Annotated in this window: 24 protein-coding genes; 17 read left to right on the top strand and 7 right to left on the bottom strand. The window is 70.6% G+C overall.

The features are described 5' to 3' along the window. Window positions 1–103 precede the first annotated feature (103 nt). Window positions 104–1,318 (bottom strand): MAB_1171c family putative transporter, encoded by a 1,215-nt coding sequence (locus ACFYTT_RS02520; protein WP_387257292.1) that lies wholly within the window; start codon window positions 1,316–1,318, stop codon window positions 104–106. Between the two features lie 14 nt (window positions 1,319–1,332). Beyond that, window positions 1,333–1,845 (bottom strand): ImmA/IrrE family metallo-endopeptidase, encoded by a 513-nt coding sequence (locus ACFYTT_RS02515; RefSeq protein ID WP_387257291.1) that lies wholly within the window; start codon window positions 1,843–1,845, stop codon window positions 1,333–1,335. A 316-nt stretch (window positions 1,846–2,161) separates the two neighbouring features. Between ACFYTT_RS02515 and ACFYTT_RS02510 the strand changes: the two genes are divergently transcribed. Continuing rightward, complete coding sequence (locus ACFYTT_RS02510; RefSeq protein ID WP_236145902.1) at window positions 2,162–2,677, top strand: phosphoesterase PA-phosphatase; 516 nt, start codon at window positions 2,162–2,164, stop codon at window positions 2,675–2,677. Between the two features lie 9 nt (window positions 2,678–2,686). Here ACFYTT_RS02510 and ACFYTT_RS02505 read toward each other — a convergent pair whose 3' ends face one another. Together ACFYTT_RS02505 and ACFYTT_RS02500 are read right to left on the bottom strand one after the other, a co-directional pair. Beyond that, on the bottom strand, window positions 2,687–3,097 hold the full coding sequence (locus ACFYTT_RS02505; RefSeq protein WP_131054994.1) for a helix-turn-helix domain-containing protein: 411 nt from the start codon (window positions 3,095–3,097) through the stop codon (window positions 2,687–2,689). Between the two features lie 417 nt (window positions 3,098–3,514). Then, the gene (locus ACFYTT_RS02500; protein ID WP_387257289.1) at window positions 3,515–4,267 is read right to left on the bottom strand and encodes an alpha/beta hydrolase; all 753 of its coding nucleotides are present in this window, start codon (window positions 4,265–4,267) and stop codon (window positions 3,515–3,517) included. Between the two features lie 151 nt (window positions 4,268–4,418). On the opposite strand from ACFYTT_RS02500, the gene ACFYTT_RS02495 reads away from it, so the two are divergent. From ACFYTT_RS02495 to ACFYTT_RS02425, 15 genes are all read left to right on the top strand, one after another. Next, window positions 4,419–5,099 (top strand): HAD family hydrolase, encoded by a 681-nt coding sequence (locus ACFYTT_RS02495; RefSeq protein WP_236145901.1) that lies wholly within the window; start codon window positions 4,419–4,421, stop codon window positions 5,097–5,099. 230 nt (window positions 5,100–5,329) lie between these two features. Then, window positions 5,330–5,785, top strand: coding sequence for an STAS domain-containing protein (locus tag ACFYTT_RS02490; RefSeq protein WP_387257288.1), 456 nt, complete (start codon window positions 5,330–5,332; stop codon window positions 5,783–5,785). Between the two features lie 644 nt (window positions 5,786–6,429). After that, on the top strand, window positions 6,430–6,897 hold the full coding sequence (locus ACFYTT_RS02485; protein WP_357215243.1) for a hypothetical protein: 468 nt from the start codon (window positions 6,430–6,432) through the stop codon (window positions 6,895–6,897). Continuing rightward, window positions 6,897–8,294, top strand: coding sequence for a hypothetical protein (locus tag ACFYTT_RS02480; protein WP_387257287.1), 1,398 nt, complete (start codon window positions 6,897–6,899; stop codon window positions 8,292–8,294). The genes ACFYTT_RS02485 and ACFYTT_RS02480 overlap by 1 nt, the downstream gene beginning before the upstream one ends. Continuing rightward, a complete protein-coding gene (locus ACFYTT_RS02475; protein WP_387257285.1) occupies window positions 8,291–9,694 on the top strand; it encodes a VWA domain-containing protein in 1,404 nt (467 codons plus the stop codon). The genes ACFYTT_RS02480 and ACFYTT_RS02475 overlap by 4 nt, the downstream gene beginning before the upstream one ends. 14 nt (window positions 9,695–9,708) lie before the next feature. After that, window positions 9,709–10,821: an AAA family ATPase gene (locus ACFYTT_RS02470; protein WP_387257284.1), complete on the top strand. Its 1,113-nt coding sequence runs from the start codon at window positions 9,709–9,711 to the stop codon at window positions 10,819–10,821. Continuing rightward, window positions 10,818–13,631, top strand: a complete 2,814-nt coding sequence (locus tag ACFYTT_RS02465; RefSeq protein WP_387257283.1) for a DUF5682 family protein — start codon at window positions 10,818–10,820, stop codon at window positions 13,629–13,631. Before ACFYTT_RS02470 ends, ACFYTT_RS02465 begins: the two co-directional genes overlap by 4 nt. Before the next feature lie 400 nt (window positions 13,632–14,031). Continuing rightward, complete coding sequence (locus tag ACFYTT_RS02460; protein ID WP_357215150.1) at window positions 14,032–14,769, top strand: GntR family transcriptional regulator; 738 nt, start codon at window positions 14,032–14,034, stop codon at window positions 14,767–14,769. A 92-nt stretch (window positions 14,770–14,861) separates the two neighbouring features. Further along, the gene (locus ACFYTT_RS02455) at window positions 14,862–15,683 is read left to right on the top strand and encodes a cyclase family protein (RefSeq protein ID WP_387257280.1); all 822 of its coding nucleotides are present in this window, start codon (window positions 14,862–14,864) and stop codon (window positions 15,681–15,683) included. Further along, on the top strand, window positions 15,680–16,519 hold the full coding sequence (locus ACFYTT_RS02450) for a cyclase family protein (protein WP_131053023.1): 840 nt from the start codon (window positions 15,680–15,682) through the stop codon (window positions 16,517–16,519). Before ACFYTT_RS02455 ends, ACFYTT_RS02450 begins: the two co-directional genes overlap by 4 nt. Then, the gene (locus ACFYTT_RS02445; protein ID WP_161594951.1) at window positions 16,516–17,865 is read left to right on the top strand and encodes a sugar ABC transporter substrate-binding protein; all 1,350 of its coding nucleotides are present in this window, start codon (window positions 16,516–16,518) and stop codon (window positions 17,863–17,865) included. Before ACFYTT_RS02450 ends, ACFYTT_RS02445 begins: the two co-directional genes overlap by 4 nt. Before the next feature lie 133 nt (window positions 17,866–17,998). Continuing rightward, on the top strand, window positions 17,999–18,871 hold the full coding sequence (locus ACFYTT_RS02440) for a carbohydrate ABC transporter permease (protein WP_217705998.1): 873 nt from the start codon (window positions 17,999–18,001) through the stop codon (window positions 18,869–18,871). A 4-nt stretch (window positions 18,872–18,875) separates the two neighbouring features. After that, window positions 18,876–19,763, top strand: coding sequence for a carbohydrate ABC transporter permease (locus ACFYTT_RS02435; protein WP_387257277.1), 888 nt, complete (start codon window positions 18,876–18,878; stop codon window positions 19,761–19,763). 20 nt (window positions 19,764–19,783) lie between these two features. Next, entirely contained in the window at window positions 19,784–20,305 is a 522-nt protein-coding gene (locus tag ACFYTT_RS02430) for a PPC domain-containing DNA-binding protein (protein WP_131053019.1), read from the top strand. Further along, window positions 20,295–21,782: an FGGY-family carbohydrate kinase gene (locus ACFYTT_RS02425; RefSeq protein WP_387257275.1), complete on the top strand. Its 1,488-nt coding sequence runs from the start codon at window positions 20,295–20,297 to the stop codon at window positions 21,780–21,782. Before ACFYTT_RS02430 ends, ACFYTT_RS02425 begins: the two co-directional genes overlap by 11 nt. A gap of 42 nt (window positions 21,783–21,824) precedes the next feature. On the opposite strand, the gene ACFYTT_RS02420 is transcribed toward ACFYTT_RS02425, so the two are convergent. From ACFYTT_RS02420 to ACFYTT_RS02410, 3 genes are read right to left on the bottom strand one after another with little or no spacing between them, the layout of a single operon-like run. Beyond that, window positions 21,825–22,250 carry a hypothetical protein gene (locus ACFYTT_RS02420; protein ID WP_131053017.1) on the bottom strand — a complete coding sequence of 142 codons (426 nt, stop codon included), beginning with the start codon at window positions 22,248–22,250 and terminating at the stop codon, window positions 21,825–21,827. A 17-nt stretch (window positions 22,251–22,267) separates the two neighbouring features. Next, window positions 22,268–22,528 carry a hypothetical protein gene (locus tag ACFYTT_RS02415; RefSeq protein WP_131053016.1) on the bottom strand — a complete coding sequence of 87 codons (261 nt, stop codon included), beginning with the start codon at window positions 22,526–22,528 and terminating at the stop codon, window positions 22,268–22,270. Further along, window positions 22,525–22,887 carry a DUF2089 domain-containing protein gene (locus tag ACFYTT_RS02410; protein ID WP_357215134.1) on the bottom strand — a complete coding sequence of 121 codons (363 nt, stop codon included), beginning with the start codon at window positions 22,885–22,887 and terminating at the stop codon, window positions 22,525–22,527. Before ACFYTT_RS02410 ends, ACFYTT_RS02415 begins: the two co-directional genes overlap by 4 nt. A gap of 253 nt (window positions 22,888–23,140) precedes the next feature. Here ACFYTT_RS02410 and ACFYTT_RS02405 point away from each other — a divergent pair, with 253 nt between their 5' ends. Next, window positions 23,141–23,968 (top strand): class I SAM-dependent methyltransferase, encoded by an 828-nt coding sequence (locus ACFYTT_RS02405; RefSeq protein WP_387257956.1) that lies wholly within the window; start codon window positions 23,141–23,143, stop codon window positions 23,966–23,968. The last annotated feature ends 79 nt before the right edge of the window (window positions 23,969–24,047 follow it).

The raw sequence follows: 24,047 nt of genomic DNA, 5'->3' as shown, positions 1-24,047 counted from the left end.
GCCCGGACAAGTCATCTGGTTGCGGCCCATACGCTCTCATCACCACACGGGTCGGCGCCAGTCCTCGTCGAGGACCAGGTGCCGTGCCGACGCCCCGGCCGACCTAGTGGGTGTCGAGGGTACCGGCGACGGAATCGCGGACCAGTGGCTCACCCAGCACCCTGGAGAGCGGCGCAAGACGCCGCGCGTCGGCCTCCACGTCGGCGGGTCCGATGTCTCCCGACGGCGGTTCGACGCCGGGCTCCACCGTGCCGCCGGCCACGTGTCCCTGCGCGTACCGCCGGACGGCGTCCAGGATCCCGGCGGCCTCCCCGGCGGCGGCGGTACGCGCCTCGTCCCAACCGGCCTCCTCGGCGCGCCGCCGGGCCTGCGCCACCACCAGCGGATCCGGGGGGCCCACCGCCTGAAGGCCGTCGCCGATCTCCACGCACCGCCGGTACAACCGTTGTCCGATCCCCCACACCCACCGGGGGTTGCGCTCCGGCCGGCGGGGCGGGTGCAGCGCGATGCTCGGCACGGCCTGGTACAGCAGGTGCCACAGCGGATGCAGGTCGCGGTGGAGCGCGCTCTTGCGGGGGAACGCCCGCAGACCGTCGACGGTCCGCCACACCGTGGAGAGCACGAAGCTCGAACAGATCAGGACGACCGAGAGCGTGACCAGTGACTGCGACGCGACCGGCTCGGACCAGGCGGGTGTGGTGTCGGCCAGTCTCCAGGCGAGGAACAGCGCCTTGTGCGCCACGAAGGCGGCGCCGAAGAACGCACCGGCACTCAGCAGCCGCATCACGACCTTCAGCCGGGTGCCGGCGAAACGCGCGTAGCCCAGCGACATGCGCAGGATGTCCACCACGGAGACGCCCAGGTACGCCAGGAAAGCGAGCATGTAGACGATGACCTGCGGCTTGTCGCCGTAGCGCTCGGCGAAGTGCATCGGCTCGGACTCGGCGAAGTCGGCCGCCCAGAACATCGTGATCATGACGGTGGCCACCACCGCCAGGAACAGCCATCGCCGTCGCATCGACCGACGCGCCCGCTGCGGATCCCCCAGGTGCAGGAAGAGGAACTGGATGGCGGTGGCGGTGATCAGGGCCGCGCCGTGCTCGACGGGCTTGGCCAGGTTCGGCACCCCGGACACTCCGTCGATGAAGCTGTGCACCGGGGCCCACCCTGCGGTGACGGCGACGCCGCAGCCCAGGCAGATCCCCAGACTGGCCAGGATCCTCGGGTTCGACGGGTCACGCCGTAGCGCGCCCAGCTTCACGACGAACGCCGCGACGGCGACCACCAGCGCCACGACGTGGCCCGCCGCCACCAGCATGCGTACCTCCCGGCTCAGTCGGTCAGCGTGGCGGCGATGCGGTACATCACCGCCGCCGTCTCGTCCGCGAGGTCGTCGAAGCCGCCCACCTGGCCGGCGGTGGCCATCTGTGCGCCGAGGTAGGTGGCCAGCAGCTCGGCGTCGTGTTCCTGGCGGTCGTGGAACGTCGACGACGAGCGGGCCAGCAGTGCCTGCACGTCCGCCGCGTCGGGCGGCTCCGGCGTGGTGGGCGGCAGCACCACCTTCCCGGTGTGTCGCAGGGCGATGTGCATCAACTCGTGCAGGATCGTCTGGGTCTGCAGGACCGGGGACGAGTCGCGGCTGTAGAGCACGTAGTCCGTCTCCGTGGTCGCCACCCACAGCCCACACGGACCGGCCTGCTCGCCCATCGTCATGGCAAGGACCTGGATGTCCCGGCGACGGGCGGCGGCCAGTGCGGAGATCGTCCCGGGAAGCGTCAGCGGTGCCGGCAGGTCGACCACGAGTTGGCGGATCAGCTTCTGGATCTGCCGTCTCTGCCGCCACATCGTCGCCGCGCCTCCCCCGTGCGAGCCTCCACCGAGACGATCCCGTGCCTGCCGTCCGCCCTCGTGTCCTGGTCCGACGTCCGGTCCATCGAGCCTCGCGCCGCGCCACAATAGTGGCGGCACAAGGGGGCAGCATAACCAACCGGCGTCGATCGCGGGATCCCCACGCGGCGCGAGCCCCTGCCGCGATGTCCCGGCCCGACGGGGCAGAATGCGGGACGTGCACGACACCAGGGAGGTCGAGGCCGGTCGACCGGCGCTACGGTCCGCGCGCGTGGTGACCGAGGTGTTCGCACCGGCGCTGCTGGCCGCGGCCATGCCCGTCGTCATCGGAGTGACGAGTGTGTCGCCCCTCGTCGACGGCCTCGGCTGGGCGCTGGTCGGCGCGCTGTTCTGCTCGGCGATCCCCAACGCGTTGATCTGGTGGGACGTCCGCCGTGGGCGGCTGACCGACCACCACATCCGGGTCCGCGAACAGCGTCGGACCCCTCTTTTGTACGGCCTGCTCTCCGTACTCGTGGGACTGTCGCTGATGATCGGTCTCGGCGCGCCCCGACCGGTCACCGCGATCATCGTGGTGATGTTCCTGCTCGGGGTGGCGGTGACCGCGGTGAACCTCGTCTGGAAGCTCAGCATCCACGCCGCGGTGGCCGCCGGGTCGGCGGGGGTGCTCGTGGTCGCGTTCGGTCCCGTGCTCCTCGCCACCGCCCCGTTGGTGGCGCTGGTCGGCTGGTCGCGCGTACGGCTGCGGGATCACACCGTCGCCCAGGTGATCGCCGGCACCGCAGTGGGGGTGCTCGTCGCGGCGCCGACGTTTCTCGCCCTGCGGTGATCGGGGGCGCTACGGGTCGAAGCGGTCCCGGCGCGCCTTGCTCCGTGCCTCCAGCGCGGCGACCTGCTCGACGATCGCCCGCAGGCTGGCCCGGGGCGCGCCGGGCGGCATCCGGCGGGCGAGCACGGTGATCGTCTCCAGATCCGGGTCGCTGACGGACTCGGCGTCGGTCACCCGGTCGAAGAAGAAGTTCGGCTCCACCCGGAAGAAGTTGGCCAGTTGCTGGATGGCCGAACGCGACGGATTGTCACGCTCTCCCCGGAGCAGGTAGTTGACGTAGCTGGTGGACAGACCGGTCGCCCTGGCCACCTCGTCCGGCGAGAACGCCTTGTCGGTGCCGGGCTTGAGTCGCGTCTCGAACAGGTGCCGCAATCGGGCCGCGAACGAGGTCGGCCCGTCGGCGCTACCAACGTCGGCCATGACCACCTTCCGATCCACCTGCGACATCCGTCGCGACCCGTCCGGGGTCGACCACGATAGTTGCTGAACGTCGCGGCGCTGTGCTCTACTGAGCTGCACCCGACAACTATTGTGGCAGTGACACCGTAGCGGACACTGCCCGATACCCAAAGACATCCACGGCCACCGGCAGATGTCGAATCGGTATCAGTGTCGGATGACGAGCGTCAGTGGTGGGCACGGCACGGGGAAACGCAGGCTGTCACGGCGTGCGTTGCCGCATCTCGGGCGGCCGGTAGCGGGCGCAGGGCTCGTCTGCCCTCCGCGTCCGGAACGCCCGCCCCCCTGGCGCCTGGCCCGGGGCGGTGCACGCCCCGGGCCACCTGGAATCACACATCACCCGACCGGCGGCGCCATGATGCGCCTCCCCGAGTCCGGTCAGGCGCTCGCGGATACCGGGCGCAGGTGCCGGGCGAAGAACCGGGCCGCGTCCTCCCCGGCGAACTGCGGGACACCGGTGTGTCCGCCCATGTTGGCGTGCAGCGTCTTCTCGGTCGAGCCGAAAGCGTCGAACAGGTCCAGGGCCGCCTGCCGGTCGTTCCCCTCGTCATCCCACTGCAACAGCACGTGAAGCGGAATGGTGACCTGGCGTGCCTGCTCGAACATGATGCGAGGCACGAGACTCCCGGCGAAGAAACCGGCGGCCACGATACGGGGCTCGACCACCGCGAGCCGGATACCAACGGAGATCAATCCCCCTGAGTACCCGACCGGGCCGCCGATCTCGGGCAGCGACAGAAGCACGTCCATGGCGGCCTGCGTCTCCGGGGCCGCCTTGTCGACGAGCGGTAGGACGAGGGCGTCGACGATCTCGTCGCTGACCGGCTCACCGGCCTCCAACGCCCGGCGCAGATCGACACGGGCCTGCTCGGCGGCGGCCCAACGGGGCCGGTCACCGCTGCCGGGAAGCTCGATGGCGGCTGCCGCGAAGCCCTCTGCCACGGCGTGCCGGGCTCGCGCCACCAGACGGGGGTACATCGTGCGCAGTCCGAGCGGGGGGTGGCCGAGCAGAATCAGCGGGACCGGCGCGGATGCGGACGCGGGCGTCCACAGAATGCCGGGAATCTCGCCGAGGACGAATTCGCGTTCGCGGACGCCGTCGTCGAGCCGATGCGCGGTAGTGAATCGCATGGTCGTGCCTTTCGGGAGTGCTCGTGAACGGCGCTCCCGGACGACCTATCGCCCGACCGTGGCCCCAGAGGGGAGCGCCCATTTCCACAACGTCACGGGTGCCACCTCCTCGGTCTCTCGCACGGACTCGGAAGAAGTCTACGCTGGGCGGGTGATCCGGGCCGTGATCGTGGACGTCGACGACACCCTGTGTCTCACCCAGGCCGCCGCGCTCGCGTTGGAGAACGAGGTGCTGGCGGAGATGGGACGACCTCCGATCCCCCCGCACGTCCACCTGTCGACGTGGGGCGCACCACTGCTGGACGCCATGCCCATCCGATCGCCCGGCCTCGACCTGGCCCGGTTCACCGCGTTGCACCAGCGGGCGCTGGAGCGGCACGTCGCCGACGGTCGTCTGGACGTGGTCCCGCCGGAGAACCTGCGGGCACTGGACGAGTTCGTGCTCTCCGGCCGGAAGGTGTTCCTGTTGACGTCGCGGACCGAGGCCGAGATCCGGCACATGCTGGCACCGGACCACGTCCTGGCCACCCGGATCAGCGGCGTCTACCACGCCGGGAACATGCGCTTCCGCAAGCCGGACCCCCGCGCCTTCGACGAACTCCTGGCGTCCACGGGACTGCCGCCGGCCCAGTGCGTCTACGTGGGGGACTCTCCCGGTGACGCGCTGGCTGCCGGCGGCGCTGGCCTGCACTTCATCGGCTGTCTGCAGAGCCGGATCCGGACGCCCGCGGACTTCGACCCCCGGTACGTCGACGCTTTCGTCGACGCCTTCCCCGCCATCGTCGACGCGGTCCGGCAGCTCGATCCGGTCACCCCGGTCTCCAGCGGGTGACCTGCGGCGGAACAGGGGTCGGCGGACGGCGATCCCGACCCCGGTCGGCCACTGCAGCACCGGCGGACGTGGCATCGGTCGCCGGCGGCGGGTACGGTCGAGGCAAGGCGTCCTACGCGCCACGTCGAGGTCGGCACCTGAAGCGCTGTCCTCCCCGGCGCCGGATCGATGGTGGCAACCTCATCCGGCCGCGCCAGTGCCCTTCGCCAGGGCAGGGACCGAGCATTCACATGAATGTCGTCACTGACCAGGAACTCCTGCAGTTCCACCACTATGACGCCAGCCCGAGCACCCGGCACGTGACCCTGTCCGGTGAGGCCGATCTGGCCACCGCCACGCGTATCCAGCACCACCTCGGACTACTCCTGGCCCCCGAGTGGATCACCCATCTGGAGCTCGACCTGACTCCGCTGAGGTACCTCGACTGCGCCGCTCTCTCCGCGCTGCTCGTGGTCAGGGAGACCGCCGTCGCACGCGGGCAGCGGATCACCGTCACCGCCACGAGCGGCACGGCGAGGGTGATCGCGCTCAGCGGCGCGGAGCACGTCCTGCGCGCGTCCGGCCACCTCGCCGGACCGACCGCGTCGATCACGCGCGAGGTGACCGGCCCCCACCGCCCGCCGGCCGCCGTCGTTCCGGGACGTCTCGTGGACGCGGGACAGTCGGATCGACCGGCATCCTGCTGACAGGTCAACCCGGCAGACAGCGTCCACGCCGGTGGCGGTCGGCCTAACCGGCGGCCCCGATGCCACCGACGGCCAGCCCGGCCGCCAACAGCACCGCCAGCGCTCTACCGGCGGCGACGGCGGACGCGATGCTCCACCAGGTCGAGTCGGTCCTGCGGGGGCCGCAGTACCGGCACCGCCTGGGTCAGCAGAATCCGGATGTGGTCGTCGTCGTACGTCACGCCCTACCTCCAGACCGCGAAGAGTTCGAGATGCGGATCCGCCTGCCCGCCCATACCTGACGAACTCGGCGAGACCGTCCGGCGGTCTCGCCTCCCCCGTGTCGTCGCATCTCCACCTCCTGATGCATGAACGCGATGGACGGGCCGCGAGGCTAACGCCGGGTTCCCCGTCGTCGCACCTGCCGGGTGCGGGTGAGAGAGCGCGCACTTCCCGTAGAGCATCCTAGGAGGATGGCCTGGTGGTCGGCGGATGGTGGGACGACCTCGGCGCGGCGGGATGTCGTACCCGTGGGCCATGATCTTGTCAGCACGGCGGCGCCGGGACCGGTCGGCGCACGCATCACCACGGCGGACGCCGAGTCCGCAGCGGGCGGGAGGATTGCGGTGACGGACCTGGACGGGACCGCCTGGCGGCGGCGGAGCGTGGTGGCGGTGGTGCCGCCGGCCCGCCCCCGCAAGCTGGCGAAGGTGCCCTTCGTCGAACTGGCCGACGGCCGATTGCAGGGAGTCGTCTCCAGCGGCTCGGACATCGAGCGGGTCTACGTCTCGTCGGTGACCGCCGGCACCCACGCCTACCACTGCAGCACCAACAACAACCGGCCATGCGGCGGGCTGCGGGGTGCGCCCTGCAAGCATCTCCAGGCCCTCGCCGAGGAGGCCGTCCTGCAGTACGGTGTCGCGCGCGTCGCCCGGTACCTGCGAGTCGACGCCGGTGACGAGGTGCGCGGCGGGGCCGACCTGCTGGCCCGGATGGACACCCGGCACGAGCCCACCCCGGCCGCCGTGGTGTTCAGCCGGTTCCTGCGCCACCTGGCCTACCTCGAACTGCCGGACAGCAGCACCGCACTGCCCGAGCTGCACTGGTTCCCGGCAACCGGGGCGGTTCGCTGATGCTCGGCACCCAGTTGGCACACCTGCAGCAGGACCTTCCGGCGGGCCTGGCCGACGCCGACACGGTGGTGGCCGGCTTCGACGCGGCACTGGTCAGCGGATTCGCACGGGTCGGGGACGAGGCCACGGCAGCGTTGACGGCACTGGCCGACGCGGTGGCGGGCACCCCGTTGGGCGCCTGCGCGGCCGACGCGGTGGGCCGGGTGACGGCGGGCGGGTTCGGCCCCGACGACCTCGCCGTCCTGGCGGGCGCCCGGTCGGCGCTGCTCGGCGCGGCGCACGACGCACTGCTCGACCGGTTCGACACCGCCGTCGGGCGGGACCGGGCCCCGTGGGCGGCACCGGCCGGCGCACCGGTCGAGACCACTGCCGCGAGCGGCGCGGCCGCAGCCTGGCTGCACGAGGTGGCCGTGGCCGGTTGGCGCGGCGTCGACCACGAGTTGCTCTCCGCCGTCGGCTCGCCGGTCGAGGCCGCCCTGGCCGAGCCACGGCTGCGCCGCATGGCGGTGCTGCTCGACGGGCTCTCCGCCGAGGTGCGGGCGAGCCTGCCGGTGGCCACGATGCCGCAGGTGCCGGCCCGACGCTGGGGTGACCTCTGGAGCCGCGCCGTGCTGCTCGCGCAGGACCGGTCCGGTCCGGTGGACGACGTCGAGCGGGTCTCCGGGCGTCTGCTCCCGCTCGGGGTGGACGTGCACGAGCACGCCACGGCGGTGCAGGTGCAGGTGCACGCCGTGCTCGAACCCTCCGACGGCGGACCGGCCCGACTGGTGCGTACGGCGGTGGCGGCGGCGAAGGTCGAGACGATCACCGGGCCGGCGGTGTGGCGGCTCCTGGCGGCGTACCCCGTGCTGCTGGCGGCGGTGGCGCAGCGTCGGTCGGTGACCGTCACCGACCTGCCGGTGCGCGGCGCAGACCTGACCTGGTGCGAGGCGCAGGCCCGGCCGGGCGAGCCGGCCGACCCGTTCGCCACCGGCCGGTTGTTGCTCGCCGACGCGACGGCGGCGGCCACCGCCCCGCTGGACCGGCATCCGGCCGCGATCGCCGAGCCGGTCCTGCTGGAGGGCTACCGGGTACGCAAGGGTGGCGACGGGCTCACCCTGGACCGGGACGGCGAGTCGATCGGCGTCGCCGTCGAGCGGCTGCCGGCGGCCGGTCCGCTCACCGCCGCACTCGTGGCCGCCTCGACCGCCTGCCTCGGCCTGGCCCGCTGGGACGACGGGCGGTGGTGGGTGCAGCCGCTGGCGGTGCAGGCCAGCGTCAAACGTGCGCCCGTCGAGGCGCACAACGGTGACTGGGCCGAGGGTGTCACCGACCCGAAGGTGGCCAAGGCCGAGGCCAGGGCGGGCGACGCCGTGGCCGTTCTGCGCGAACGCGCGGGACGGTTGCTGCGCCGATGACCCACTTCCCCGACGACCGGGCCGCCGCGAACCGGCGGCAGGTGCTCTACTGGCGGCTGCTGGGTCGGATCTTCGACCCGGACGAGCAGCCCACCCTGGAGTCGGCGAGCATGGCCGTGGTCGAGGACCTCGGCCTGCCGGCCGCCCTGCTGGACCCGTCGGTGTCGGTGGACACCGTGGTGCAGCGCTTCCCCGAGGTGGCCGACGAGTTGCGGGGCCTGCTCGTCGACACCGACCCCGGCACCGAGGCGGAGGCCAACCCCGAGCCGGAGGCCGGCACCGACGCGGAGGCCGACACCGAGGCGGAGGCCGGGTCGACCGCCGGGCCGCATCAGCCCGGCGAGGCCGAGGTCCGGCGCGCGGCGCTGGTGTCGAAGGTGCTGCTCAACGTCTTCGCCACGGGTGCGGGGCCGGTCACCGCCAATCAACTGGCCGGTTGGCAGGCGGACGCCGGGTGGTTCGAGCAGGCGCTCGGCAGCGCGCCCGGCGAGCTGCGCCGGCAGGGCACCGGGCTCGGCGCCACCCTCGCCGGGATCGAGGGTGACCTGGTCCGACGGATGCGCCTGCGGGAGGTGCTGGCGGACCCGACGCTGGCCCGTCAGCTCACGCCCAGCATGTCGCTGATCGAGCAACTGCTGCGGGACAAGTCCCACCTGTCCGGCGTCGCCCTGGCCAACGCCAAGGCACTGATCCGCCGCTTCGTCGACGAGGTCGCCGAGGTGTTGCGGACCCAGGTCGCGCAGACCAGCGTCGGCAGCATCGACCGCTCGGTGCCGCCCAAGCGGGTCTATCGCAACCTCGACCTGGAACGCACCATCTGGCAGAACCTGACGAACTGGAGCCCGGAGGACGAGCGCCTCTACGTCGACCGGCTCTACTACCGGCAGACGGCGCGCAAGACCACGCCGTCGCGGCTGATCGTGGTGGTGGACCAGTCCGGGTCGATGGTCGACTCCATGGTCAACTGCACCATCCTGGCGTCCATCTTCGCCGGGCTGCCCAAGGTCGACGTGCACCTGATCGCGTACGACACGCGGGCGTTGGACCTGACCCCGTGGGTGCACGACCCGTTCGAGGTCCTGCTCCGCACCAACCTCGGCGGCGGCAACGACGGGCCGTTGGCGATGGCGATGGCCCGCCCGAAGATCGTCGAGCCGAGGAACACGGTGATGGTCTGGATCTCGGACTTCTACGAGTTCGGCCGGTCCCAACCCCTGTTCGACGGCATCGAGGCGGTGCACCGGTCGGGGGTGCGGTTCATCCCGGTCGGCTCGGTCAGCAGCTCCGGCCAGCAGAGCGTCAACCCCTGGTTCCGGCAGCGCCTCAAGGACCTGGGCACCCCGGTCGTCTCCGGCCACATCCGCAAACTCGTCTTCGAGCTCAAGAGCTTCCTCACCTAGGAGAGACACCCCTGATGTCCGAGATGCTGCGTGCCCCCGCCGAGGTCAAGTACGCCGACGAACTCGACTTCCTGGAGTCGGTGGACACCGGTCCGAAGCCGTACTCCTGGCGGTTGAGCCCGCGCATGGTCCGGCTGTTCGTGCTCGGTTCGGAACGCGCCGACGGTCTGGACCGGGAGATCCCGCAGAAGTGGTTCGGCGACCGCAGCTTCGTCGAACGCAGCATCGTGACGCTGGCGTCGGACCGGGGCCTGCTGCTCATCGGTGACCCGGGCACCGGCAAGAGCTGGCTCGCCGAGCTGCTGTCGGCGGCGATCTGCCGCAACTCCACGCTCGTGGTGCAGGGCACCGCCGGCACCACCGAGGACCACATCAAGTACTCGTGGAACGTCTCGATGGTCATCGCCAAGGGACAGTCGCGCGAGTCGATGATCCCGTCGCCGATCATGACCGCGATGGAGCAGGGCGTGGTGGGGCGTTTCGAGGAGCTGACCCGCTCCACCAGTGATGTACAGGACGCGTTGATCTCCATCCTGTCGGAGAAGTACGTCTCCATCCCCGAGTTGAACGACGACAACATCGTCTTCGCCCAGCCCGGGTTCTCCATCATCGCGACCGCCAACAGCCGGGACCGGGGCGTCAACGACCTGTCGTCGGCGTTGAAGCGACGCTTCAACTTCGTCCGGATCCCGGTGGTCACCAACAAGCGCAGCGAGGCGGAGATCGTCCGGTTCCGCACCGAGGAGCTGCTGCGCCGGCACCACGTGGAGCTGGACGTGCCGCCCACGCTGCTGGACATCCTGCTGCAGAGCTTCGCCGACCTGCGGGCCGCCGCCGCGTCGGCGACCAGCGACGACGAGAAGCTGGAGTCGGCGCTCTCCACCGCCGAGCAGATCGGGGTGCTGGAGGACGCGATCCTGCACAGCCAGTTCTTCGGCGACCGGACGCTGCGCGCCGAGACGCTGGCCGGGTCGCTGATGGGGTCGCTGGCCCGACGCAGCCCGGAGGACCTGGCCATCCTCAACAAGTACCTACACGCGGTGGTGGAACCCCGGGCCAAGCAGGACGGCGGTGAGTGGCCCGGCTTCCTCGACGGCGGCCGTCAGGCGATCGCCGCCCTGTCATGAGCGCCCCGGCGACCGTTGGCGCGTTCGGCGCCCTGCGTGAGCAGCTCACCGACGCGGCCGCCGCGTTCGCGGGCGGTCCGGACGCGTTGGCCGACATCCTCGCCGGGATGGTCGACGACGTGGACCGGGCCCTGGGCGAGCGGCTGGAGATCTTCCCGGTCTGCCACCATTCGCCGGCCTCGGCGCTGGCCATGGTGCGCCGGTTGCGGAGCAAGCAGCCTCGGGTGATCTATCTGGAGCTCTGCGAGGACCTCCGACCGTTGCTGGGGGAACTGCGCAACTGTCGGTTGCCGGTGGCGGTGCAGGCGTTCGCCTCCGAACTCGACGGCTTCCCCGCCGCGTGGGGTCCGCTCAGCGTGATCGCGCCGGTCACCGAGGCGTCCGCCGAATACCAGGCGATCGCGTACGCGTTGGAGACGCCCGGGGTGGAGCTGGTGCTGGTCGACCGCTCCACCGATCACGTCTTCCAGTGGTCGCCCCGGGGCGAGACCCCGCCCCAGGGCGAGGCGGCCGGTGCGGAGAGCGGTGCCGAGGCGGGTGAGCAGGCGGCCCTGCACGGCGACGCGGTGGGTGTGGAGATCGGCGACCTGCGTCCCCGGTTCGCCGAGTTGGAGGCGCACCTGCTGCACCACGGCAAGGTGCGGCACTGGTCGGAGTGGTGGGACCAGTACGTCGAACGGCCGCTCACCGTCGCCGACCACGACACCTACCGGCAGGTGATGGTGCTGATCGGCAGCCTGTTCCGGCGGTTGCGTCCCGCCGGGTCGGACCGCACCGACCACGACGAGGACCGGGAACGCTACATGTGGACCCGGATCCGGCAGCACCTGGCCGTCTCCGGGGCCGACCCCGAGGACTGCCTCTACGTCTGCGGTGCCTTCCACGCCGCCAGCCGCGTCGCGCAGTTCGGCCTGGACTCCACCGCCCCGGACTTCGACATCTCCCCGCGTACCGCGACGCGGTGGCGGTACGGCCTGATCCCGTCCAGCCACTCGGCGATCGAGGCCCAGTTCGGTCTCGCACCCGGATCGGTGTCGATCGCGGCGGCGAGCTGGACCAATTCGGTGAGCGGGTCGCGCCTGACGCCGTACCGGCTGGACGGTCAGCGGGGTGGCACGCCCCGGGGCCGGCGGGGACGCGCCGCGCCGGATACGGCACCGGACGAGGCGGTCAGCGACCGGCTCTCCGGGTTCCTCGCCGCGCCACCCGCCCTCGACGGGCTCGACGAGGCGGAGCTGCGCCGGTGGTGCGTGGACATCGTCCGGCTGGCCCGGCGCAACGGCTACCTGGCCAGCACCGCCGACGCGATCGCGGTGTTCGAGACCTCGATCCTGTTGGCGGGGTTGCGCAACCGGGCCCGGCCCACCCCGTACGACTTCGCCGACGCGGCGGTGACCTGCATCGAGAAGGACGTGGTGCCGGGTCGACGGGACGTGCGGCGGCTCTGCGAGATCCTGCTCGGCGGGGACCGGATCGGGCAGGTCGGCTACGACGCCCTGCCGCCGTTGGCCCGCGACGTGCTGGACCGGCTCCAGCCGCTCGGTCTGGACCTGGAGAAGCGGACCATGCAGCGGGCGTTGCTGGATCTGCACGGCAACCCGGAGCTGGCCGGCTGCTCGGACCTGCTCTGGATGCTGCGGCACGTGCTGCCGCCGGACGCGGTCCGGCCGATCATGGGTGAGCGTCGGCTCGGCCACCGGTCCATCCAGGAGAGCTGGGATCTGGCGCTGGGCCGTCACCAACGCGCGCTTATCGAACTCGGGTACGAGGGGGTGACCGTCGAGCAGGTGCTGGAACAGCGCCTGCGTCGGGCGGCACACGGCCCGGACGCCACCGCCGCCGGTGCTCTCGCCGCCGTCGAGGACGCCATCCGGCTGCTGGACAGCCCTCGGCTGGTCGACGAACTGGGTGCCCGGGCGGTGGAGCTGCTCGCCGCCGAACGCACCGTCGACGACGCGCCGCGCGTGCTGCGCCGGATCCGCCGGCTGCTCGCCCACCACCAGGCCACCGCGCCGACGCTGCCGGCCTGGTGCGCGGCGTTCGTGACCACCGGGTACGCCCACTACTGCACGTTGCTGCCGACCGCGTTCGTCGAGGAGGAGACCGGCGTCCGGCAGGTCGGGGCGATGCTCGGGTTCCTGTTCAGCCTGGAGAGTCTGGCGCTCTCCCTCGGCTGCGACCGGTCCCAGCTCGAACTCGCGGTGGGTCAGTCCCATCCGGAGGCGCCGGCCAAGGTGGCCCTGCTCTGGGCGGCCCGGCACCAGCTCGGTCTGCTGCCTCTGACCGAGCTGCGGGCCCAGTGCCAGGAGCTGCTGGCCAACCCGCTGGTGGTGCCGGCCTTCCCGCAGTATCTGTCCGGGTTCGTGCACGCGCTGGAACCGGTGCCGGGGCTCGCGCCGTTCGTGGTGGAGACGATGTCCACCGCGTTCGCCCGACTGCCCGACCCGGTCCTGCTGCCCTGGCTGCCCAACCTGGTCACCACCCTGCGGCAGCACGGCGCCGAGTCGGTGCCGTTGCTGGTCCGCGAGGCGGGGCGCACGTTCCCGGGCACACTCTCCGAGTTGGACTCGTGGGTCCCGCCCTGGCTGCGTACCTCCCCCGCCGTCCCCACCGTCGCGCCGCGCGCCTCCGGTGGGGCGGCCGGGCCGGTGCACGCCCTGCTGGCCGCTCATCCGGAGCCGGTGGACGCGGTCGCCGGCCTCCTCGGTGTACGGGGCGACTGGTGTGCTCCCCGCAGCGGTGCGGCGGTCCTGGTGGAGGCGCACCCGAGCACCGCCGAGGCGGTCGCGTCACTGTTGTCCGACAGGTAGCACCGGCGGCGCGTGGGGCATCTGCGCCCCACGCGCCGCAAGCGGCGTCTGCGGGATGCATGGCGCCCGACCCCGTGCGGCGCGCGGTATGTATGCGTCGCCGCCGGCTCACTCCGCTCGGCCGCAGGCCACTCGTCCGTGCCCCCGGTTGATGCCCATCGACGCAATCCCGGATTCGGCTGTCACGTCCGCGCTACGGCGGCGTCGCGATGCTCCGGACTGCTCAGCGTCGACCCTTCGCTCACAGAGCGTCTACCAGCGCTTTCGGGCGTCCAGACCCGGCCGAACTGACCTCTTGACGGGTCATTCATGTTACGGCTACGTTTCCGTCTACCGTACACCGTCGACGATAAGTCGCCGGGCTTCATCAAATCCGGGCCCCCTTCGGGAAGGTTGTCGCATGGTCAACTCGGCCGAACCCGCATCGTCCGTCACCGCGCTGCGCGTGCCCCAGAAGGTCGTGCTCAGCGAGTCGACCTACGACGTACTGCGGGCGGCGATCCTGGACGGCACTCTGCCGCCGGGCACCCGGATCGTGGAGGAGTCGCTGGCCCGGCAACTCGGCGTCAGCCGCGCGCCACTGCGCGAGGCCATCTGGCTACTCAAGCGGGACGGCCTACTCGTCGAGGAGTCCGCGCGCACCACCCGCGTCGTCCAGTTGACCGAGGACGACGTCCACGAACTGCACATGGTCCGTACCGTGCTGGAGACCCTGGCCTACCAGCAGGCGTCACCGCGGCTGCGACCGTCCGACGTCTCCGACCTCGAGGATCTGATCTCCCAGATGCACGAGGCGTCGGCGGCCGGTGACACCCGCCGGATCGCCGACCTGGACTACCGGTTCCACCGCGCCCTCTGCGCGCCGTGCGGACTTCCCCGGATCATGAAGGCCTGGGACGAGCAGCATGTGCTCTTCCGTCTGTGGCTCAACATGGTCGGCCCGACGTTGGGCGTGCAGGACATCGCGGAGTCGCACCGGGTCCTGCTCGGCGTCGTGCGTGACGGTGACGCCGAGGCCATCTCCGAGCAGGTGATCCACCACGTCTACCTGGTCGGCGGCGTGATGGCCGACCAACGTAGCCGCTGGGCGGCCGCCCAGCCCCGTCTCTACTTTCCGCAGGCTGCCCCAGGCGCCTGATCGACCCCGTGCGCCGCCGGCGCCTGATCGACCCTGCGCCGCAACCTCGCCAGGCCGATGCCCCGGACCGCACCGAGAGATAGCGAGGCCCGATGAGAACAGTCAACCTGACGCTGCCGCTCTATCCGTTCATGCCGGTCGGCAACGTGTGGGCCTGGGACTCCCCGTTCCAGCTCACGCCCGTGACGACTCACGAACGGCAGGGTGTCTCGACCCACCACATGAGCTTCCACAGCGAGGCGGGCACCCGTCTCATGCTCGGCGCCTGCTACGACGACGACGCACCCCGCATCCACGAACTCGACTACGGCACGCTGGTCGACCGCGAGACGGTCGTCATCGACATCCCGAAGCAGGCCGGCGAGGAGATCGAGGCCGACGACATCGAGCTCGCCGTCGTCGGCGATCCCGACTACCGCGACGGTGACGCCGTGCTGCTGCGCACCGGGTGGGGCGACGACGAGCGCTACCGCACTCTCGGTGACGACTACGCGACCACCACCCCGCACTTCTCGCTGGACGGCGCGAAGCGGCTGGCGGAGGTGATGACCGAACGCGGTAGCGACCTGATGCTGACCGACTGCGCGTACATCGGCAATCTCGGCGAGGGCTTCATGTTCCCGGAGTGGGCCTCCCGCAAGCCGTGGGACCGTCCGCCGTTCCCCTCCCCGCAGGCCCGCATCTACATGCGGCACTACACGCCGCAACGCGGGGCCGGCGGCGGTGCCCCGGACTGGGGGTCGTCGGTCGTCCTGCATCTCGCGATGTCCCCGGTCGCCGCGGTGGCCAACTGCGGCGCGCTGCGCAGCAAGCGGGTCCGGATCACCGTGCTGCCCCTGTTCCTCGCGGGAGCCGAAGGAGCCCCGTGCACCGTGCTGGCCGTGGACGGCGACGAGGCGGGAGAGGCCCGATGACCCTGCGCACCATCAACCTGACCCGCCCGATCACCACCGAGTCACCGGCCGGCAGCTTCTTCCCCTGGGAGGCGCCGTACCGGACCGAGGAGATCGCCACCCTGACCTACAACGGCGCGAACCTCTTCCACATCACCATGGGCAGTGGCTCCGCGACCCGGTTGCTGGGTCCGGCGCTCGGTTCGCCGACCGGAGCCACCGTCGACCAGCTGCCACCACAGCGGCTGCTCGGCCGGGCGGCGGTCGTGCTGTCCTGCCCGGTGGGGCCGGGCGGCGAGATCTCCGCTGACGCGATCCGTGCCGCTCTGGACGACGCCGACCTGCGGGCCGGTGACGCGGTGGTCCTGGCCACGGGGTGGGGGGACGATCCGGATCGCTTCGCCGACGCGGCGTACTACCTCGACGGGCCCTACCTCAGCGTCACGGCGGCCCAGTTGCTGGTCGAACGCCTCCGCGCCAACTCGTCGGACATGCTGCTCACCGACTGCCTGTACCTCGACCGGCCGGGTGGCGACCACGCCCGGACCGAGTGGACCGCACTACAGCCCTGGCTTCGCCCGGCGTACCCGTCGGACGCTGCCACGATCTATCTCCACCACTACCGGCCCGAGAAGGTGCGGCACGACTGGGCCGCCACCCTGGCTCTGACCGAGTCCATCTGGACCGTGGCCGGACTGGTCGGATGCGGCGCCCTCGCCGGGCGCCGGATCCGGCTCACCCTCGCCCCGCTCAACGTGCAGGGCGTCGGCGAGGTGCCCTGCACCGTGGTCGCCCAGATTTCCGGCGACGACGGTGCGCCCGAAGCACCGGTCTTCTCGTCAGGAGAACCGACATGAAGCAATCATTTCGATCGATAACACGAACCCTCGCGATAGCCCTGACCGCGACCCTGGCCGTCACCGCCTGCGGCGGGGGCGGCGCCGGGAACCAGGGCCCGGAGTACACCGGCGACACCTTCGACTGGAAGCGCTACGACGGCCAGTCGATCAAGGTCTACGTGGCCGACACCGGTCAGGTGGAGAGTCTGCGGGCCGGGCTGGCCGAGTTCACCGACCTCACCGGCATCACCGTCGAGATCGAGGGGTCCGACGTCACCAGTTACCGGCAGAACCTGCCGGTGCGGCTCACCTCGCGGGCCTCGGACTTCGACGTCATGGCGACCTTCCCCGAGGTCGACGGCCTGCAGTTCGCCAAGAACGGCTGGTACACCGACCTCGGCCCCTACCTCACCAACCCGGGGATGACCAACCCGGAGTACGACTTCGAGGACTTCGGGGCCGGTATCCGCAAGGCGATGACGGTCGAGGAGCAGACCGTCACCGTCCTCTGGGAGATGCAGACCGATCTGGTCTACTACCGCAAGGACCTGCTGGAGAAGGCGGGTCTGGAGGTGCCGACCACCTTCGCGGAGTGGGACGCCGCCGCTGCGGCCGTGCACGACCCCGGCAACCGGGTGTACGGCTTCGCGCTGCGCGGCATCCCGTACCAGACGACCACACCGTTCTCGTCATTCCTGTACGCGCACTGCGGTGAGTGGGTCGCCGACGGCAAGGCCGCGATCAACACGCCGGAGGCGCTCAAGGCATACGAGGCGTACGGACAGCTCGGCACGAAGTACGGGCCGCCCGGCATCGCCGGATTCGACTGGCCGGTGCCCTCCCAGCAGTTCGCGCAGGGCAACGTCTTCGCCTTCCTGGACGTGAACCTGTTCGTCAAGGACCTGGAGGATCCGACGAAGTCCCGGGTGGCCGGCAACGTCGGGTACACCACCGTCCCCCGTGCCGACTGCGACGCCGCGCCGTTCATCGGCGGTTGGGGCTACGGCATCAACCCCTTCTCCGAGAAGGGTGACGCCGCCTGGTACTTCATCCAGTGGGCCACCAGCAAGCAGATGAACCTCGACCTGAAACTCACCGGCTGGCCCAGCCCGCGTGCGTCGGCCTGGGGGTCGCCCGAGTTCAAGCAGGCGGACAAGACTCCCGAGTTCACCCAGGTGGTGCTGAGCAGCACCGAGACGGCACGGGCCCGGATGAACCCGCCGGTGACCCCGGGCGTCGAGGCCCGCGAGATCGCGGGACTGGTCGCCAACAAGGGCCTGGAAGGCCAGACCGGCGACGCCCTCAAGCGGACGGCCGACCAGCAGAACGACAAGCTGCAGGGCCTGCTCGACGCGATGCGCTAGTGATCGGTCGCGGCCGGAGGCCCCGCCTCCGGCCGCGGACCTCGCAAGGGAGGACCTGGTCCCGATGGCTCCGCTCACCGAAAGCCCCCCACGGTCTGCGCACAAGCCCCCGCAGCCCGTACCCCGCCGCACGTTGCTCGACGTCCTGGACCGCTACGACCGGTACATCCTGCCGGCCCCGGCACTGATCGTCGTCGTCGCGATGCTGGCGTTCCCGATCGGCTACACCGTCTATCTCAGTTTCCACGAGTGGTCCGGCGGGCTGCGACCACCGGAGTTCGTCGGTCTGGACAACCTGACCCGCTCACTGGGCGACAGCCAGTTCTGGGGCAGCATCTGGCGCACCGTCTACTTCGTCACCCTGTCGGTGGGGCTGCAGGTCGTCCTCGGCGTCGGCGCGGCCCTGCTGTTCCACCAGCGCTTCCCTGGTCGAGGGGTGGCCCGCACCCTGTTCATGTTCCCGATGATCGCGACGCCGGCCGCTGTCGCCCTGGTCTGGAAGATGATGTTCGACCCGACCATCGGCATCCTCAACTACCTCGTGCAGTCCGTCGGTGGACCGACCCTGCTCTGGATCAGTGACGCCAACCTCGTCATCCCGGCGCTGGCGATCGTGGACACCTGGATGTGGACACCGTTGGTGATGCTCATCGTGCTGGCCGGGCTGGCCGCACTTCCGCAGGAGCCGTTCGAGGCGGCCAAGGTCGACGGGGCCGGGCCGGTGCGTACCTTCGTCAGCGTCACGTTGCCGCTGTTGAGCCCGGTCATCCTCGTCGCCGCGCTGTTCCGACTCATCGACGCCATCAAGACGTTCGACATCATCAAAGTCATCACGGACGGCGGTCCCGGCACCGCCTCGGAGACCCTCAACCTGTACGCCTTCAAGCAGGGCCTGTCGTACCTGCACTTCGGGTACGGGTCGATGCTGCTGGTCTGGCTGACCCTGCTGGTCTTCGTCGTGGCGATCGTCTTCACCCGCCTCCGGGCGCGGACCGACCAGGGGTGAACCGATGTCCGAGATCCTGACCGCCACCCGAGCCACCGCGCCACCGCCGACCCGACCGGTGGCCAGACCTCGCCGACGGCGTGGATCGATCCTCGGTCGGATCGCGCTCGCCGTCACCGTCACCGTCGCACTCGCCCCGGCGCTGTTCGTGTTCTTCTGGATGTTGACGTCGTCGTTCAAGCAACAGGTCGACATCTACACGATCCCGCCGAAGTGGTTCGACTTCACGCCCACCCTGGACAACTACCAGGCGGCGCTGACCCGCACCCCGTTCGCGCGCTACATGACCAACAGCCTGGTCGTCGCCACCTGCTCCAGCCTGCTCGGGCTGCTCATCGGTGTGCCTGCGGCCTACAGCATCGCCCGCTACCGGCAGACCAAACTGTCGCTGTCACTGTTGACCGCCCGTCTGCTACCCGGGGTGGCCTATCTGGTGCCGTTCTTCGTCGCGTTCACCGCGTTGCGGATGGTCGGTACCTACCCGGCACTGATCCTGTCGCACGTCATCATCACGTTCCCGCTCACCGTCTTCATCATGGTGAACTTCTTCGCCGCCCTGCCCGACGAGGTCCACGACGCGGCGCAGGTCGACGGGTGCGGGAAGCTGGAGACGTTCTGGCAGATCGCCGTGCCGCTGACCCGACCCGGCATGCTCACCGCCGGCATCCTCGCGTTCATCTTCAGCTGGAACGACTTCAAGATGGCGCTGATCCTCTCCGACGGCGACAGCCGCACCCTGCCGGTGGCCGTCTTCAACTTCGTCCACGAGGCGTCCCTGGACTGGGGGCCGATGATGGCCTACGCCTCGATCATCATGCTGCCCGTCTTCGTCCTCACCCTCGCCGCGCAGCGGCACATCGTGACCGGAATGACGATGGGCAGCGTCAAGTAACCAGCACCTCGGGAGGCACCATGACCAGCACCGTACCCGCCGTCGTCAGTCGCGCCGCCGGCAACGGCCGTGTGATCGCCGCGAGCATCAAGCCCGGCGCCCAGTTGACCGACTCGATCGAGCAGGTGTGCCGTGACCACGGCGTACACACCGCCGTCATCCTCTCGGTGATCGGCACCATCCAGGAGGTCTACCTGCGCAACCCCCGAGACATCACCACGCTGCCGATCCACCGCGAGCACGAGTTCGCCGACGAGATCGACACCGTCGTGCTGCAACGCCCGATGGAGATCCTCTCCATCCAGGGCAACGTCACCACCCTCGACGGCAAGCTGTGGGCGCACTGCCACGCCCTGTTCTCCGAGGCGGGTGGCAACGTCCGTGGCGGACACGTCTTCCGGGCCACCGTCTGGAGCCAGGGTGAGGTCTTCCTCCAGGAGCTGACCGACATCCGCATCGACCGCGAGTACGACCGGGAGGTCACCGGTCTGCCGCAGATCCGCCTGCACGGGTGCGACGCGGGACCTGCCGATGGCCGGTGACCCCTGCCTGCTCGGCGTCGATATCGGCACGTCGAGCAGCAAGGGCGTCCTCACCGATCCGGCCGGGGCCGTACTGGCCGTCGCGACCCGCCCGCACCGGGTGTCGCGGCCCCGGCCGGGCCACGTGGAGCACGACGCCGAGGCGATCTGGTGGGCAGAGTTCGTCGCCATCGTGCGGGACCTGCTCGCGGCGGTTCCCGGGCCGGTCGCCGCCGTCGCGGTCAGTGGCATCGGTCCGTGCGTCCTGCCGGCCAGCGTGGAGGGACGGCCGCTGCGACCCGCGATCCTGTACGGCGTCGACACCCGGGCGACAGCGGAGATCGCCGAACTGACCGATGCCATCGGTGCCGACGAGATCGTCCGGCGCGGCGGCAACCGGTTGACCAGTCAGGCTGTTGGCCCGAAGCTGCGGTGGGTCCGACGGCACGAGCCAAAGGTCTGGGCGGACACCTGTCGGTTCTTCATGGCCAGCTCGTTCCTGGTGTTCCGGCTCACCGGCGAGTACGTCCTCGACCACCACTCGGCCAGCCAGTGCGACCCGCTCTATGACCTACACGGGCAGTCCTGGATCGACGACCTGGCCACGCAGATCGCCCCGGGACTGGAGTTGCCGAGACTGCTGTGGCCCACCGAGATCGCCGGCCGGGTCACGCGTGACGCCGCACGGGCCACCGGCCTGCCCGAGGGCGTCCCGGTCACCGCCGGCACGATCGACGCCTGGGCTGAGGCCGCCAGCGTGGGTGCCACCAGAGCCGGCGACCTGATGCTGATGTACGGCACCACCATGTTCCTCACCCGCACGGTGACCGCACCGGTCGTCCATCCGAGGTTGTGGGCGACCACCGGCCTCTTTCCCGGCAGCTTCTGCGTCGCGGGTGGCACCGCCACCTCGGGTGCGGTGGTCGAGTGGCTGCGCGATCTCGTCGGCGGGACCGACTACGAGCGGCTGGCCACCGAGGCCGCCGTGGTGCCCGCCGGCGCCGACGACCTGGTGGTGCTGCCGTACTTCGCGGGCGAGCGAACTCCGCTGTTCGACGAGAAGGCGCGTGGTGTCGTCGCCGGCCTGACCCTCGACCACGGGCGTGGACATCTCTATCGGGCGGTGCTGGAAGGAATCGGGTACGCGGTCCGGCACCACCTCGACGAGATGGCCGGTCTGCTGACGCCACCCGAGCGGGTCATCGCGGTGGGCGGGGGCGCCCGTCCGCTGTGGACCCGAATCATCTCGGACGTCACCGGTCAGCCGCAGCTGGTCCCCGAGCAGACGATCGGGGCCAGCTACGGCGACGCGTACCTTGCCGGCCTCGCGGTCGGGCTGGTCGACAGCGACGACGACTGGACACGGTGGGCTGCCCGGGTGGAACCGGATCCGTCGACGGCCGCCGCTTACCACCGTGGCTACACGGCATACCGTTCCCTGTATCCGGCGACCCGGGACATCGTCCATGGGATGACCGAACGGGCGGAGGCCGGCTGAGACCTCCAGGGCCACGACGCGGAGTGACCTCCGGGGCGAGGGTCACTCGCAGAAGACCTGCACCTTGGCCTCGGACTGGTCCACGTCGATGGTCATGTCGTCGAGCTGTTCGACGAGGTCCTCGATGTGCTGGGGCTTGAGCTGGGTCAGGTCGATGGGTACGCCCGACTTGGCCAGTTCGACGTTGACCTTGCTGAGTGCCTGCGGGGGGACCAGGCTGGTGAGGCGTACCCCGGCGCGCAGCAGTTGCAGCGGAACCCGGATGTTGACCCGGCCCGGACCGTCCTCGTCCTGCGTGGTCACCATCACGCGCAGGTACTTGGGGCGGGCCTTCGGGCGGGTCAGGGTCGTCGCCGTCGGGGATTCCGGCTGCTCACGCTCCAGGGCGCCGATGAGCTGTTCCGCCTCGTCTGCGGTGATCTTCCCGTCGGCCAGCATCTGCAGGATCTGGCGGCGTTGCTCGTTCATGTGCCCTCTTCCTCGACTCATCTGACGCTTACCAGCAGGGTCTTGTCGCCCTGCGCGATCTCGATCCGGGTGCCGGGCAGTGCCCCCAGCACCTGTCCCACGCCCCGGAACGCAGCCACCGGGTTCACCCGGGTGACCAGGCAGGCGACCAGTGCGACCGGCACGGCGAGCAGCAGTAGTGGGCTGATCAGCAGCAGGACCGGTAGCACCGGCACGAACCGTCGCCGCCAGCGGCCGTCGGGACGGCGGTGACGGATCGTCACCAGCTGCGGGATCACCGCGATCTCTCCAGCTCCGCCAGCGCCTGCGCGACGTCGATCTCCCCTCGCCGCAGTCGGTCGACGACGTCGGCGCCGGTGGGCGCCGGGTCGGTGTCGACGAAGTCGAGCTGCGCGGCGATCCGGTTCAGACGGGACTTGATCGTCGGGTAGCTCACCCCGAAGATCCGCTCCATCTCCTTGATCGACCCGTGCGACCGCACGAAGGCGGCCACGAACACCTGGTCGTCGACACCGAGTTGCGCCAGTTGCGGCGGCTCGAACTGTCCTTCGACCGCGACGCCGCTGTCGGTCAGGCGGACCCGTTCGACCACGAACGGTTGCCCGCGGGTCAGATCCGTCAGTTCCTGCCAGTCCATCTGTGCCCCCTGTCGCCGTCAACCCGCGTGCGATTTATTTGTACCTTGATTTTCTTAATCGCGCAACGCCCAAGACTTAGGATAGTTAATGTGATCTTGTTCCAACGACCCCGCCGACCCGAGTCGAACGACGCGCGAAGACTGGAACGAATACCGTGATCGTTAAGGTCCGGGCGGGCGGGGTATAGAGGCACGACGATCGATGATTCGACGGCACCAGCAGAGACGCAGGGGGAAGCCCGTGAGTAACCGAATCAGCGCGAGCCGCGCCAGCCACGACACGGCGGCGGTGTTCGACCGCAGCGCCGCCACCTACGACCGCGTCGGTGTGGAGTTCTTCGGCCCGATGGGGCGGGAACTGGTACGCCGGGCCGGGGTGCGCCCGGGACAACAGGTCCTCGACGTCGGATGCGGACGAGGCGCCGTCCTGATGCCCGCCGCACAGGCGGTGGGGCCCGACGGCGATGTCGTCGGCATCGACCTGGCTCCGACCATGGTCGACCTGACCCGCGCCGACGTGGCCACCGCCGGCCTGCCGAACGTCCGGGTCGAGGTCGCCGACGCCGAGGACCCCCCGCTGCCGGAGGCCACCTTCGACACGGTGCTCGCCGGACTCGTCGTGTTCATGCTGCCGGCGCCGCTGCCCGCACTGCGCGCCTACCACCGGCTCCTGCGCCCCGGCGGGCGGCTCGGCGTCACCACCTTCGCCGCCTACGACCCGCGCTTCAGCGAGGCACTCGGGACGCTGGCCCGACACGTGCCGCCGGAGCGCCGCCAACCACCGGCCACCGGCCGGGAGGACGACTTCGCCACCCGCGAGTCGACCGGCGACCTGCTGCGCCGCGCCGGCTACCACCAGGTCACCGTCGAGGACGTACCGTTCGAGAGCCGGTTCCGCGACAGCGACCACTTCGTCGCCTGGGTCTGGTCACACGGATCCCGCGCGATCCTGGAGAGCATCCCGCCCGAGCGGTTGCCCGCTGCCCTCGCCGACGTGGCAGACGTGCTGTCCCCCGGCGGCGGAAGCGTCCGGCTGACCACCACCATCCGGTTCGCCCTCGGCACCCGCGCCGATTCCTGATCGGGGCAGAATTCCGACAATGCCGGGAACTCCGGGCGGGGCGTGCCCGACCAGGTAACCGAGGTGCGTACGCACCGGT

Origin of the sequence: Micromonospora sp. NPDC003816 (genome assembly GCF_042874705.1) — a bacterium.
Lineage (GTDB): Bacteria > Actinomycetota > Actinomycetes > Mycobacteriales > Micromonosporaceae > Micromonospora.
Note: the sequence above shows the minus strand (reverse complement) of the source record. Positions and strands in the feature narration are given on the sequence as shown.